Annotated in this window: 11 protein-coding genes; 4 read left to right on the top strand and 7 right to left on the bottom strand. The window is 49.7% G+C overall.

Annotated features, from left to right (window positions below; genetic code table 11):
- Positions 1-31: 31 nt before the first annotated feature.
- The 6 genes from ACT3TY_RS09360 to ACT3TY_RS09335 all read right to left on the bottom strand — a co-directional run bounded on the left by ACT3TY_RS09360 (position 32) and on the right by ACT3TY_RS09335 (position 6,799).
- Positions 32-832 carry an NAD-dependent epimerase/dehydratase family protein gene (locus tag ACT3TY_RS09360; protein WP_441678513.1) on the bottom strand — a complete coding sequence of 267 codons (801 nt, stop codon included), beginning with the start codon at positions 830-832 and terminating at the stop codon, positions 32-34.
- Positions 833-894: 62 nt separating this feature from the next.
- Complete coding sequence (locus ACT3TY_RS09355) at positions 895-1,755, bottom strand: amidohydrolase family protein (protein ID WP_441678515.1); 861 nt, start codon at positions 1,753-1,755, stop codon at positions 895-897.
- A 42-nt stretch (positions 1,756-1,797) separates the two neighbouring features.
- Entirely contained in the window at positions 1,798-2,715 is a 918-nt protein-coding gene (kdgD, locus tag ACT3TY_RS09350; protein ID WP_444622084.1) for a 5-dehydro-4-deoxyglucarate dehydratase, read from the bottom strand.
- 148 nt (positions 2,716-2,863) lie between these two features.
- The gene (locus tag ACT3TY_RS09345; protein WP_441678519.1) at positions 2,864-3,583 is read right to left on the bottom strand and encodes an oligogalacturonate-specific porin KdgM family protein; all 720 of its coding nucleotides are present in this window, start codon (positions 3,581-3,583) and stop codon (positions 2,864-2,866) included.
- Between the two features lie 171 nt (positions 3,584-3,754).
- Positions 3,755-5,539, bottom strand: a complete 1,785-nt coding sequence (locus ACT3TY_RS09340) for a sodium:solute symporter family transporter (protein WP_441678521.1) — start codon at positions 5,537-5,539, stop codon at positions 3,755-3,757.
- Positions 5,540-5,644: 105 nt separating this feature from the next.
- Positions 5,645-6,799: a mandelate racemase family protein gene (locus tag ACT3TY_RS09335; RefSeq protein WP_444622085.1), complete on the bottom strand. Its 1,155-nt coding sequence runs from the start codon at positions 6,797-6,799 to the stop codon at positions 5,645-5,647.
- A 196-nt stretch (positions 6,800-6,995) separates the two neighbouring features.
- On the opposite strand from ACT3TY_RS09335, the gene ACT3TY_RS09330 reads away from it, so the two are divergent.
- The 4 genes from ACT3TY_RS09330 to ACT3TY_RS09315 all read left to right on the top strand — a co-directional run bounded on the left by ACT3TY_RS09330 (position 6,996) and on the right by ACT3TY_RS09315 (position 11,935).
- Positions 6,996-8,033, top strand: a complete 1,038-nt coding sequence (locus tag ACT3TY_RS09330) for a lactonase family protein (RefSeq protein ID WP_444622086.1) — start codon at positions 6,996-6,998, stop codon at positions 8,031-8,033.
- A 161-nt stretch (positions 8,034-8,194) separates the two neighbouring features.
- Positions 8,195-10,429 carry a right-handed parallel beta-helix repeat-containing protein gene (locus ACT3TY_RS09325; protein WP_444622087.1) on the top strand — a complete coding sequence of 745 codons (2,235 nt, stop codon included), beginning with the start codon at positions 8,195-8,197 and terminating at the stop codon, positions 10,427-10,429.
- Between the two features lie 173 nt (positions 10,430-10,602).
- Positions 10,603-11,541 carry an alpha/beta hydrolase gene (locus ACT3TY_RS09320; protein ID WP_444628003.1) on the top strand — a complete coding sequence of 313 codons (939 nt, stop codon included), beginning with the start codon at positions 10,603-10,605 and terminating at the stop codon, positions 11,539-11,541.
- Positions 11,542-11,620: 79 nt separating this feature from the next.
- Positions 11,621-11,935 carry a hypothetical protein gene (locus tag ACT3TY_RS09315; protein WP_444622089.1) on the top strand — a complete coding sequence of 105 codons (315 nt, stop codon included), beginning with the start codon at positions 11,621-11,623 and terminating at the stop codon, positions 11,933-11,935.
- 146 nt (positions 11,936-12,081) lie between these two features.
- Here the strand turns inward: ACT3TY_RS09315 and ACT3TY_RS09310 are convergent.
- Positions 12,082-12,463: ABC transporter ATP-binding protein (locus ACT3TY_RS09310; RefSeq protein WP_444628002.1), on the bottom strand; the 382-nt coding region annotated here is incomplete at its 5' end.

Genomic DNA, 12,463 nt, shown 5'->3' with positions numbered 1-12,463 from the left:
CCCATACGTTTTTTAATCATACATATGACGATCAGTCATCAGGATGGCCTGAAGCAGCGAATTTTCCACCCTGATAAACCACTTCTGGTGAGTTAGGGTCTGCTGCTTGCCCCCCCTTGGATTCAATTTCCTCGCGCCACTGCTCAGAGCTATGGCGCGGCTTCCAACCCAAAAACGAAACCAGCTGGTTATCCCACCACTGTTCAGCGTTATCAGAAGCGCCATAAATGACGGAATTCCCCAGCTTGGGCGCCTGAAACGCACGCTCAAACAGAGCCAGTAAATCCTCAACATGGAGCCAAGTCGCCAGCATGCGAGCATCAGCCGGTTTAGGGAAACAGGATCCGATTCGGATACTTAGCGTTTCAATACCAAATTTATCGAAGTAGAGGCTCGCCAAGTCTTCTCCAAAACACTTTGAAAGACCATAAATAGAATCAGGGCGGCGCGGCACTTGTGTGTTAATTTTTTGAGTGCGCTCGTAAAAGCCAATGGTATGGTTCGAGCTTGCAAAAATGATGCGCGGCTTATTTAAATGGCGTGCTGCTTCGTAAAGATTGTAAGTACCAATAATGTTTGACTGTAAAATGCCCTCCCAAGGCTTTTCAACAGAGACGCCGCCCAAGTGAATAATACCGTCACAGCCATCTACCAGCGCTTTTACGCCTTCATAGTCGGCAAGATCACATACCATCACTTCTTCATGAGCAGCCGGATCTGCGATATCTGAAATATCGGAAAGGCGCACATTCTTGGCGAGCTTGGTTAAGTAAGGACGAATCGCTTTACCCACACCACCTGCAGCACCAGTGACTAATAATTTGTTTAACATACCCATCTCCTGCTCATCTTATAGTTGCCAGGTAGTAAAATTTAATAACAACCTGCTTATAACTAGAAACCGTAGAGAAATGCCGGGTTATCTACCAATATTTTTTGCCGCGTCTCTGCATCTGCCCAATCCAAGAGAATATCCAGCTGCTCAGCATCACTTGGGTATTGTGCGCGCTGGACGCCAACATGGGGCCAGTTGGATCCCCAGATAACCCGGTCAGGCGCATGCTGGATGACGCGCTTGGCAATAGGCGATACGTCTGAGTAATCTGGCCCGCCCGTCAAGCTGGTTTCATACGCACCACAGATCTTGAACCATGCATTACCCTTATCGATCAAACGCAGGATGTCATCAACACGCTGGTCATCGGCAGGCACTGGGGCAATGAACTTACCGATATGATCAATAATGTAGCGTCCTTTAATCTTTTGCAGCTCTTCATGGTAGTCAGGCAGATCACGGCCGTTAAACTGGACCATGAGATGCCAACCCATATCCTGAATAACGTTTTCTACAGCCAGCATACGATCAATACCTACCGCCCCACCTGGCAGCTGCATGATACGTGCGCCACGTACGCCCTTCTCGTGTAACCGATCAAGCTCACTTCGAGGAGTATCCGGTGTAATGACAGCTATAGCGCGTGCCACCTCAGGACCAAACTGCTCTAACGCTGCGACCAAGGCAGCGTTGTTGGTTTGGTAAGCGTTTGGCTGGGTAATAACGATACGCTCCAGGCCCAACCATTTTTGCAGCTCACGATAATTTTCAACCGTTGCCAGCTCAGCAATTTGAGGCCCGCCCTCTTGCGCCTCAAACTCTGGTAAGAAAATATGGGCATGACAATCAGTTGCTCCCGCAGGCGCCTTAAAGCGCGGGGACGGGCCAGTTAATGGGCGGGTATTTTCTGGAATTGACATCATGCCTCCTGAATTGTTTGAAAATCGCTGCTGCGGCGGCCTTTAATACTGCTTGGCAACGTTGACCAAGTCGATCAACTGATTGCGCTCTGACTCAGAAGGCATCACCAGCGGTGCACGCACGTTACCTGCAGGCTTGCCGACGATATCAGCCCCCAGTTTAACCAAGCTAACGGCATAGCCTTTTTTCTGGTCGCGTAGATCAACAAACGGAATAAAGAAATCCCGGATAATTTTCTCTACCGTCTTTTGTTCGCCGGCACGCAGTGCCTTATAAAACGTTGATGCCATATCGGGCACAAAATTAAACACCGCTGAAGAATAGGTATTAACGCCGATCGACAAATAGGCTTCCGCGAAAATCTCAGCGGTAGGTACGCCCCCAATGTATGCCAGACGGTCGCCGACCGTTTTCACAATCTTGTTCAGTGCCTGAATATCGCCTTTACCATCTTTAAGGCCAATCAAATTTGGGCAGGAATCGGCTAGTTGCTTGACCGACTCGGCATTCATAATGCCATTACCACGGTTATAGTAGATAACGTTGATGGACGTGCTGTTACACACTTCACGTGCATAGGCGACCAAGCCATCCTGAGGACATTCCGTTAGATAGGGAGGCATCAAGAGAATACCGTCAGCCCCGGCTTCTTCGGCAATTTTGGCCTGAGCCTTGGCCATCTCAACGCTTTGGCCTGCGCTAGCAATAATAGGTAGCTGACCACCGATAGTTTCAACCGCTGTTGTCACTACATCGCGGAAATCTTCCAGCGACAGACTGAAGAATTCGCCCGTTCCGCCAGCAACGAAGACAGCTGTAATTTCATGGCTCACAAACCACTTCAGGCGATCCTGGTAGCTCTCACGGTTAAAACAGCCTTGACTGTCGAAATCCGTAATCGGGAAAGATAGCAAGCCGTTTGAGATAGCTGTCACAGTATTTTCACGTGAAAAATTCATATATTTATTCCTGTATCATGTCTCGTTGTAATACATCACACAACTATAGAGGGAAGCAGAAGCGAAATCAATGTTTTTAAACCACCTCAACCTGCATCTGTTTTATGCAAGCCTGAACGCTCCTGCTTATATTACCCATAACGGGTGTTTAGAATCGGAAGCTATACGTTAGCTGGGCAGCATCATTATGTTTTCCAGCATTACTAGATGCCCCTTCGCGTATTTCATCTTTACGCTTATAGGTTATAGCAAGCGCATTGGCTCGATTGATGCGATAACCAACGCTAAACTCATGCTCCCAACGGTCACGGGACCCTGTATACATACGATTATCACCACCAAGCATATAGGCGTAGCTAGTGTTCCAAGCCAGACCAATTTGGTCCGTCAGAGCATAATTGATATATCCGTCAAATCGATTGGCTCGCGACCTTGGCCCGTTACCTTCTTTATACGTCTGATATTCATAGCGGTAGCGTGTACCAATCCGCAAAGCATCATTAATACGATAGTTTAACCTGAGCATTGGACGAGCCATTTCCTGACCTGGGTTAAACTTGTATTCAATCTTTGGCTGAAGTGTCCATCGTTTATCTTCATCCAGTGCATAGGTATAGCCAAGACCAAATAAATTCTCAGCTAACTCAGGTGATCCACTTATCTCATCGCGCCAGCGACGTTGGTGCTCAAAGCCAAGTGATATTTTATTATCGAATACATGCCCAATACCAAACTTGACCTTATAATCCTGATTATCTCTAAAGGTCTGTTCATATTTTGTTGCTATGGTCGTTGTGCCTGCATGACCAAGACTACAAAACATTGCTGCAAGTACTGCCACCCCATTAACTAACTTTGTATTTTTCATAAATAGCCTTCTCGGTTAAGCACTTATTGTTATCGCACGCTAAAAATTCTTCACATGGTGTGAACTTGCGCGCACCCTATGCATAACACTTATAATGTATTATGTTTCATTAAGCACTCTCCCTACGCCTGTACCTGCATCAAGAGAGTGCTTTGTTGTGGGTCACTGTTATTAAGCGGTTTGAGTCTTCAATTCCGCTTTATGCATAGCTCGCTTACTGGCACGCGCCGAGATAAGCATCAGAACCGCAGGAACCAACAGTATCCCTCCGCACAAGAGCATGATTAGGCGTCCATCCATCGAGTTGGGAAGTAATGACAAGCCCATCACCATGATGCTGCCAATGAGAATTAAACGACCCAGCACAATTTTCTGGGCATAATCAATTGCATCGGAAGCTGGATCTTCTTCGGTACTCTCTACCGGCGTTTCCCAACGCTGCCACATTTCCGCGCGTTCATCTGCTCGCTCGTCTGATTGCGCTTCAGGTTTGTAAAAAAGTGTACTCAACATGAAGAAACCACCAGTTATTACGACATGTGCACCGATAGCAAATGAGACGCGGAAATCAGACCACTCACGGTCAGTAATATCCATTCCCATTACATTATTAACGAACTCTGGCGATAGCCATGCGCCAATAACATAAGAAACCATACAGCCCACTACGAGCGTTCCCCAGCCAGACCAGTCTGGTGTCTTGCGAATAATCATACCCAACATGGCAGGAATGGTAATCGGGAAGGTAATCAACGCGCTTGCCGTTAACAAGATATCAAACAGGCTCATACTTTTTAGCGAGTTGATAAACAGGCTGATACCGATAATGATCACACCGAAACTGAGGGTGACAAAGCGTGAGACACGCATCATCTCTTTCTCGGTAGCATGGGGCTTTATAACAGGTAGATAGAAGTTCCGTACAAAGAAGCCTGCGTTACGGTTCAAGCCTGAGTCCATTGAAGACATACTAGCAGCAAACATTGCAGCCATCAGCAGTCCCAACATACCTGCCGGCATATATTCACTAACGAAGCCGACAAAGACAGCCTCATTGGCCTTAGCGCCCAACATAGCGAAGTTATCTGTGAAGTCCGGGCTGTAAGCATGCATAAACCATGCAGGGAAAAACCATATAATGGGCCCAATCAAAGCAAGACAAAGGGTAAACAGAGCACCATAGCGAGCATTCTTACTGTTTTTGGCGCAAATATAGCGATAACCATTAAGCGTGTTATTCATCATGAATATTTGCTTAATAATTAACATGAATACCCAAAATCCAAACAGCCATGCATAGCCATAGCCACTTCCTGTCAAAAACTCACCGTCATAGCTGGATACAACATGGCCTATGCTTTCTGTATTCCCCCAGGCAACGATAAAGCAAACAAAGGTAACCGACATAATGATCAGCATTTGAACATAGTCGGAGGCAACCACCGCCCAGGCACCGCCCGTTACTGACATTGCTACTACGGCAATACCGGTTAACAAAATAACGGTTTCAAGCGGAACGTTAAACACCGCCGAAGTAATGATTGCCAGAGCACTTAACCAGGTTGCTGCGGATACCAACCCATCAAACATACTAAACCAAATAAAGGTTTGCTCACTGGGTTTGCCATAGCGCATCTTCAGCGCTTCTGCAGCGGTGACCACGCGCAGCTGCCGAAAACGCGGCGCAAAATACACATAGTTAAGGAAATAACCGGCAGCGTTGGCCATGAAAAGAAATATGATCGCAAAGCCACTCATATAGGCCTGAGAAGCGGCACCTGTAAATGTCCAGGCTGAGAACTGTGTCATGAAGGCGGTTGAACCTACCAACCACCACAGCATGTTACCGCCACCGCGGAAGTAGTCACTGGTATTAGCATTGAAGTTTTTAAACACCCAACCAATGACTACTAGAAAGACAAGGTAAATTAATATTACCCAGACATCGACACTCATAAGAACCCCTTATCACTTTATTATTGGAACATCGGCGTTGCCGGATAGTTATAAAGCTGGTGCTTTGAAATATACGCGGTGAACTAACCCGGCCCGTTAACCAAATTAGTAGCTCTCTAGCGTATTATTTTTGATGTAATCAAAATTGATGCTTTCACCCAGGCCCGGTCGGTCGGGCAGGTGAACGAAGCCTTGTGCATCCATTTCATCGACAATGACGTTCAAGTAAGCAGGCGCCTCGTCGTAATCCATATGCGGGTGCAATAGGCCGCGCTCGTACCACTGGCAATTGGTTATAGCACCCACGACCGCCAGGTTCGGCGCGCCGTTGCCGTGAATTTCGCAGTCCATGCCGAACGCCTCGGCCAGATGGGCCGCCTTGATGCAAGGCGTGATACCCCCACCATTGGCGACACCTGCACGCAGGATGTCGCAGGCATTGTGCTGAACCCAGCTGGCACGGCTTTGATGCTTGCCACCAATGGTTTCCGGGCCGATAACCGGCACATCCACCTGCTGGGTCAGCCAGCGGTAGGACTCCATGGAATCTTCAGGCATCGGTTCTTCAAACCAAGCGAAGTTCAGACGCGAAAGCGCGCGGCCGATTTTCAAGGCATCCAGTCGGTTGTACCAATGGTAACCATCCAGCATGAGTGCCACGTTGGGCCCTACTGCTTCCCGGACGGCTTCACAAGCACGAATATCCATTTCGACGCTAGGCGCAAAGCTAACCGGCGGCATCCAGGTGTGTAGCTTGATGCCTTGATAACCACGCGCGACCAGGGATTCCGCAAACTGGGCGTACTCTTCAGGCGTGGAGAGTCCCCCTTGCGTTTCATCCCCACACATGGTGCTGGCATAAGCCTTTACCTTGTCCCGGGCACCGCCCAACAGCTGATAGACAGGTACATTCAACTGGCGACCCGCCAGATCCCAAAGCGCTTGATCTAGAACAGCCATGGCACGGTCTGTTAGCTGTGCTCCACTACCCCGTTGGCGCAACCAGAGATCCTGCCAGATAAGCTCCCGCGCATGCACAGGCTTACCGATAGCCGCCTTCTTAAAGTAGTTTTCAACAATGTAAGGGCGGATCAATTCTTTGGGTGCAAAAGCGTACCCCTTGGCGCCATCTTCGGCTGTCACGGAGAGCATGGCAATTTGCGCTTCGCTGGGCTTTCCAGCATGGGCGTGACCCGCACTGTCTCGGGCTAATTTGGATTCATAGCGGATAACGTCTACGGATATGGATTCGATTTTCATCGTGCCTTGGCCCCTCGTATATAGCGTATTTTTACATTTGGCATGGCTTCTTAAAGTCATACATAATATGTTTAATATTAGAGAAACACACTGCCGACAACAATATAGACAATGGTATGAATATACGAAGACCGAAGATCAGCGCAGATGACGAATTCAAGCGTATCGTTTTAAGCTATCGTAAAGGACAGTCAACATGAACCAAAAAGCCACGATGATCGATAAAAAACAAGCGTTATATATAGGCTGTGCGCTAAGCGGAGAGCTATATACCGCCAGCCTATCATTAGCAACCGGAACACTTGAATACGTTACGCACACACGTCTTCCAGGGCTTAAAAAACCGGGTGGAGCCATGCCACTTGCCATATCGCGTGCGCGTAATACACTCTATGCCGTTTCCCGAGGAGAACCGTTTTTTATTGCCAGCTTCACGATTGATGCCAAAGGCGGTCTACAGCACTTAGGTAACACGCCTGTTGAAACCAATCTTGCCTATATCCAGACAGACACTGATGATACGCACTTGTTAAGCGCATCTTTTATCGATCATCACGTCAGCGTTTTTGACATACAGCAAGATAACCGTATAGCGGTAAAGCCCCATCAGATTCAAGAAATTGTGAATGCGCATATGCTGCGCATGGCGCCAGACAACAAGACTATTCTAGCTACGGGCCTTGGCAAAGACGTTATATATCAATGGCAATGGGAATCACGGTCTTCCGGTAGCGCTGCCTCGTTTCCGGCTCAATGTATTGATGAGCTTATGCTCTCAGAGGGCACTGGACCAAGGCATATTACCTATCACCCTACCCAGCCTATTGCGTACATCATTGGCGAACGTAACGGCACAGTTAACGTCGTCCGTTATGGTGCAGAAGGTTTAAACCACCTGCAAACGGCGTACTTACCTGATCAGCAAGAGGCATTTCAAGCAGCGGATATTCATATTACTCCGGATGCTCGCTTTCTGTATGCCTCTGAAAAAGCCACCTCAACGCTGCACCTCTTTAATCTGCAATCAGATGGCACAATCCACTTTGAAAAGTATTTTGAGACGGAGAACCGCCCCCGTGGCTTTGCCATTACTGCTTGTGGTCACTATCTCATCGCCGCCGGACAGTTTTCCCATCATATTGCGAGTTATCGAATAGATAGCGAGACCGGCTATTTGCAGTTAGTTAATCGCCTGCCTGTTGGCCAAAGCCCGGACTGGGTCGAGATACGTTAAAGCTACATTCATATCTTTGTTTTAGTGCTGTCATACTTTTAGCTAATTTGTAGCTCAAAACGTACTATGTATTATCTTTTGACGAATTTTCAGCGTCATCGTCCTTTCTCGGGCTGTGGCCAGTCTTTTTAGAACAATCATAAAGAACATAAGGTTTACTCATGAGAAAGATAGCCTCGCTTGCCTTGACCGTTATAACACCCGCCTTGGGCATCTCGCTTGTGCACGCCGATGACGCTTCCGAACTTGTTTGGCAGAGCGTCACCTTTGGCCAGTCAACGGATTTAAATTTTGGCTCCACTATTCTGCCTGAGAAAGTCGGCACCAATGAGGTGACCCACAATGGCGAACCAGTCTCCTCGGGTGCCCTGCTTGATAACGTGACAATTGAGAGCCGAGGCGGGAAGCTCGCCAACTCGCATGAAGGCGGTACCTTCTATTACACGACGTTGCCCACTGATAAAAACTTCGTGCTCACAGCAACGCTTACACTAGAGCAGTTAGGCCCGGAAACAGGGGCAACACCCAACCGTCAGGAAGGTGCAGGCATTATCGTTCGTGATGTAGTGGGAGCGCCACGCGCTAACCCCCAACCTGCTGGCCATGAGGAATTTCCAGCTGCCTCCAATATGGTCATGAACTTGATGCGCTCGCATACGCGGGAGAACGATGGGCTGGCAAATGCAACGGCGGTATACCGCGAGGGTATTCAGGACCCGTGGGGAAACCCGGGTAATCTGCTGAGCAAGGAAGACTATGCCGAAGGTATACCCCACGGCAGCGAACACACCTACCGCATGAGCCTTGCACGCAGCGATGAACATTTCAGCGTTACCCTGGAGGATGGCGATGAGATCTACCGCCATGAGCTGATCGAGGCGCCCGCCAACCTGGTCGAGGTACAGGACCCAGAGCACCAGTCCATAGGTTTTTTTGCCTCGCGCAATGCCCGGCTCAACGTTTCCGATATCACCATTGAGCTGTCTGATGCCGACACCCAGCAAGCTGCTGAATATCAGGCGCTAGAAGCGCCGCTCGTGTGGTCAATCGCCTCACCCAGCCTCGTGACAACATCGGATTATACGCTGCAGGCACTGGCCAACTACGCAGGTACTTTCAGCTTAGCCAAGGATGGAGAGGCGCTTGGCGAGTCACTAGAAGTAGAAGCCGGTCAACTGTTTCATTTTCCGCTTGAGGTTAAAGAGCCCACCGAGCTAAACGTTACCTTCGTGCCTTCCGAAGGGCCTGATACTCACCCCCAGCACACGACCCTAATGCTTGAATTGATAGACGTTGCAGACCCCTACAACCTTCACGTATCACCGGACGGGCGCGCAGGGCAGCCAGGCGACCTAGACAATCCGTTAGACCTGGAATCGGCTATCTCGCTGGTCGCGCCAGGGGGCACCATTCATTTGGCCGACGGCGAGTATGGCGCCATTGAAATTCCGCTGACCGCCAGCGGCACACCAGACGCGTTAAAGCGGCTTTCCGGCGAAAACGCTGAGGTGCGCTTCACCGGTATGGTGTCGCATAACGCTAATTACTGGCAGTTGGATCATCTTGAAGTCGCGGGCGAGCGTTTGATTATTCACGGCAGCCATAACGTTTTCGAACATATCGTGACCCACAGCGCCCCGGACACCGGCTTTCAGATTACCTCGCCCTCCGACGTTGGCCGCGCCCTGTGGGCCAGCCATAACACGGTGCGCTATAGCGAAAGCTATAACAACGAGGACGCATCCGGCATCAACGCCGACGGCTTTGCCGCCAAGATGCGTATCGGTGAAGGCAACTCGTTCGATTATTGCATCTCGCACCACAATATCGACGATGGCTGGGACCTGTTCAACAAAGTAGAGGATGGCCCTAACGGCGCCGTAACCATTACCAACTCCATTGCGTTTAATAATGGCCAGACCTTTAACACCCAGCAAACAGGCGGCAACCTGGGTAATGGCTTCAAGTTGGGCGGCGAAGGCCTTCCTGTTGCTCACACCGTGAAAAATAACCTTTCATTCAATAATGGTATGGATGGCTTCACCGATAACTTCAACTCGGGCGCTTTGTCCATCGTTGATAACGTGGCTATCGACAATAAGCGCTTCAACTTTATTGTTCGCCAAAGCCCCTATGGTGATCAGTTAGAATCTGCTCAGTTAGCGGGCAACGTATCGCTGCATATGGAAAGCGAAAGCGATTACCCCGATAGCGTTCACGGCGATATCAGCGATGACAACTGGTTCATTCAGGAAGAAAACACGTCAGCAATGGCGCAGCCTTTTGATGAAGTAACGCTCGCTGAGATCAGGGCCCTGCTTCAACAAGAAGCCAATACTGAGAGCGAACAGCGTGCACGTGCCTTGGCTCTACAACGGTTAGTGTTCAATCAGTAAAACTAGCGCTGAGTGTCTCTTGCTCCCCATAGCAGCAGACACTCTTTTTTTATAAAAACAATGATCGCATGACGCATTAAATGGTTTATCAACCATGTAAAAACAAACACTACATTTATCCGCATGACTGGTGGCGTTAGCCTTGTGCGGTTTTATGAGCACAGGAGGGAGCTATGGCCGATGTTTTACAGCATGAAGCGGTTCTACCGCTTTGGGACGAGCGGCCCGCGGGAACACCCGCTGACCTCACACCAACCATTGATGAGCGCTCCAAAAACTTGTTTAGGGCTGACCGAGCCCTTACAGGCATTGCTGAACCAAGCCTAACGGCTTGGGTTCCAGAAAACCCCAACGGCACCTCCATCATTATCGCCCCGGGCGGCTCTTATAGGCGTGTGGTTCTCGACAAGGAAGGGATTGAAATTGCCAAAGCACTGGCGCCTCTGGGCGTCACCAGCTTCCTACTTGCCTACCGCCTGCCTGGCGAGGGACACACTGACCGCGCGGATGCGCCGCTTGCCGATGCTCAGCGCGCGATGCGTCTAGTGCGTGGACATGCTGATGAGTGGGGGCTGAATCCTGATCGCATTGGGTTTCTGGGCTTCTCCGCCGCAGGCCACTTGGGTGCATCGCTCGCTACTGGCTATGACCGGACCACTTATGAAGAGGACAACGAGGCACACGTTATCTCAGCCCGCCCCGATTTTGTAGCCCTGGTTTACCCGGTGGTGACAATGCAGGATAACGGCGTTCATAAAGGCTCACGCTCTGCTCTGCTTGGTGATAACCCAACGCCGCAGCAAAAAAGTGATTACTCTCCTGAAGAGCACGTCAGTACGGATGCACCTGAAACGTTTTTGGTAATGGCCGACGACGACCCCTCCGTATCACCAGCCAACGCCGTTGCTTTTTATACTGCACTTCATGAAGCAGGCGTTAAGGCGGAGCTACATATCTTCCGTGACGGAGGCCATGGTTTCGGCATAGGGGGAGCACAGGGTAAGCCGGTAGCAGGCTGGCCTAACTTGTTAGCTGAATGGATGGTACAGACCGGTGCCATACCAAGCCCATCAGAACTGGCGTTACCGACCGGGCTTGAGGAGACAAGATGAGAACGCTAATAGCAACGACGTTGTCACCCGAGATTAGAGCCACCGTCGTCGATGGGTGGATGGCAGAAAGCAAAGAGTTATGCTCCCGGGCAATAATCAGTTGCGCGGTCAGTCGGCTTTTACAATGTTACATCCTGGATTATTGAGCCTGCTAGACTTTCCGGATGTGGCGGCGCTATCAGCACTCAAGCCGATGCTGGTTTATGTCGGAGGAGAAGGTCCACTGTTTCCCACCAGCGCCGTACAAGCGGCCATGGCGAAAATGCACAGCGTATGGGATGCCTACGGAGAAAGTGAAGGCCTCACTACCCGCGTATGGCAAGACAAAGCACATACGTTCACGGCCGATATGCAAGATGCTGCTTTCGACTGGCTGGATGAGCAGGTTAGATAAAGAAGACCAACAGTAGTGCGGTAAGCCTTGGCGCTGTGTTCTTTTTTGTCAGAACGTTCAATGCAGAGTTGTTTCAATCTCAACGGTAAATCACGTTAAACATAAAGGTGGGCCCTCCCACCTTTACTTTCTATTGAACCAGAGCCTTATTCGCGGTTAAAAGCATGCTGTAAAAGGCTTTGCGTATAGGGATGCGCTATATTTCCGTCCATCAGCTCTTCTCTGGAAACGACCTCGACCACCTCTCCCCCCTTCATCACGGCAACACGATCGCAAAGATGAGCAATAACGCCAAGATCGTGTGACACCATGAGATACGTTAACTGATGACGGGTGCGCAAGGTTGCTAAAAGATTAAGTATCTCGGCCTGGACAGAAACATCCAACGCTGAAGTAGGCTCATCCAGCAGAATAATGTCAGGATCCAGTATGATGGCTCTGGCTATCGCCACCCGCTGCCGTTGGCCACCTGATATCTGGTGGGGGTAGCGAGATAAAAATGTTTCATTAAGCCCCACCTGCTCCAAT

It is taken from the genome of Halomonas sp. AOP22-C1-8, assembly GCF_052378905.1.
GTDB lineage: Bacteria > Pseudomonadota > Gammaproteobacteria > Pseudomonadales > Halomonadaceae > Vreelandella > Vreelandella citrativorans.
The sequence above is the reverse complement of the archived record's forward strand: the minus strand, read 5'-3'. Positions and strand labels throughout refer to the sequence as shown.

What these genes read in the sequence shown, in the direction of transcription:
- ACT3TY_RS09360 (WP_441678513.1), bottom strand. Translation starts at nt 832, where the DNA reads ATGTTAAACAAATTATTAGTCACTGGTGCTGCAGGTGGTGTGGGTAAA.
- ACT3TY_RS09355 (WP_441678515.1), bottom strand. Translation starts at nt 1,755, where the DNA reads ATGTCAATTCCAGAAAATACCCGCCCATTAACTGGCCCGTCCCCGCGC.
- kdgD (WP_444622084.1), bottom strand. Translation starts at nt 2,715, where the DNA reads ATGAATTTTTCACGTGAAAATACTGTGACAGCTATCTCAAACGGCTTG.
- ACT3TY_RS09345 (WP_441678519.1), bottom strand. Translation starts at nt 3,583, where the DNA reads ATGAAAAATACAAAGTTAGTTAATGGGGTGGCAGTACTTGCAGCAATG.
- ACT3TY_RS09340 (WP_441678521.1), bottom strand. Translation starts at nt 5,539, where the DNA reads ATGAGTGTCGATGTCTGGGTAATATTAATTTACCTTGTCTTTCTAGTA.
- ACT3TY_RS09335 (WP_444622085.1), bottom strand. Translation starts at nt 6,799, where the DNA reads ATGAAAATCGAATCCATATCCGTAGACGTTATCCGCTATGAATCCAAA.
- ACT3TY_RS09330 (WP_444622086.1), top strand. Translation starts at nt 6,996, where the DNA reads ATGAACCAAAAAGCCACGATGATCGATAAAAAACAAGCGTTATATATA.
- ACT3TY_RS09325 (WP_444622087.1), top strand. Translation starts at nt 8,195, where the DNA reads ATGAGAAAGATAGCCTCGCTTGCCTTGACCGTTATAACACCCGCCTTG.
- ACT3TY_RS09320 (WP_444628003.1), top strand. Translation starts at nt 10,603, where the DNA reads ATGGCCGATGTTTTACAGCATGAAGCGGTTCTACCGCTTTGGGACGAG.
- ACT3TY_RS09315 (WP_444622089.1), top strand. Translation starts at nt 11,621, where the DNA reads ATGCTCCCGGGCAATAATCAGTTGCGCGGTCAGTCGGCTTTTACAATG.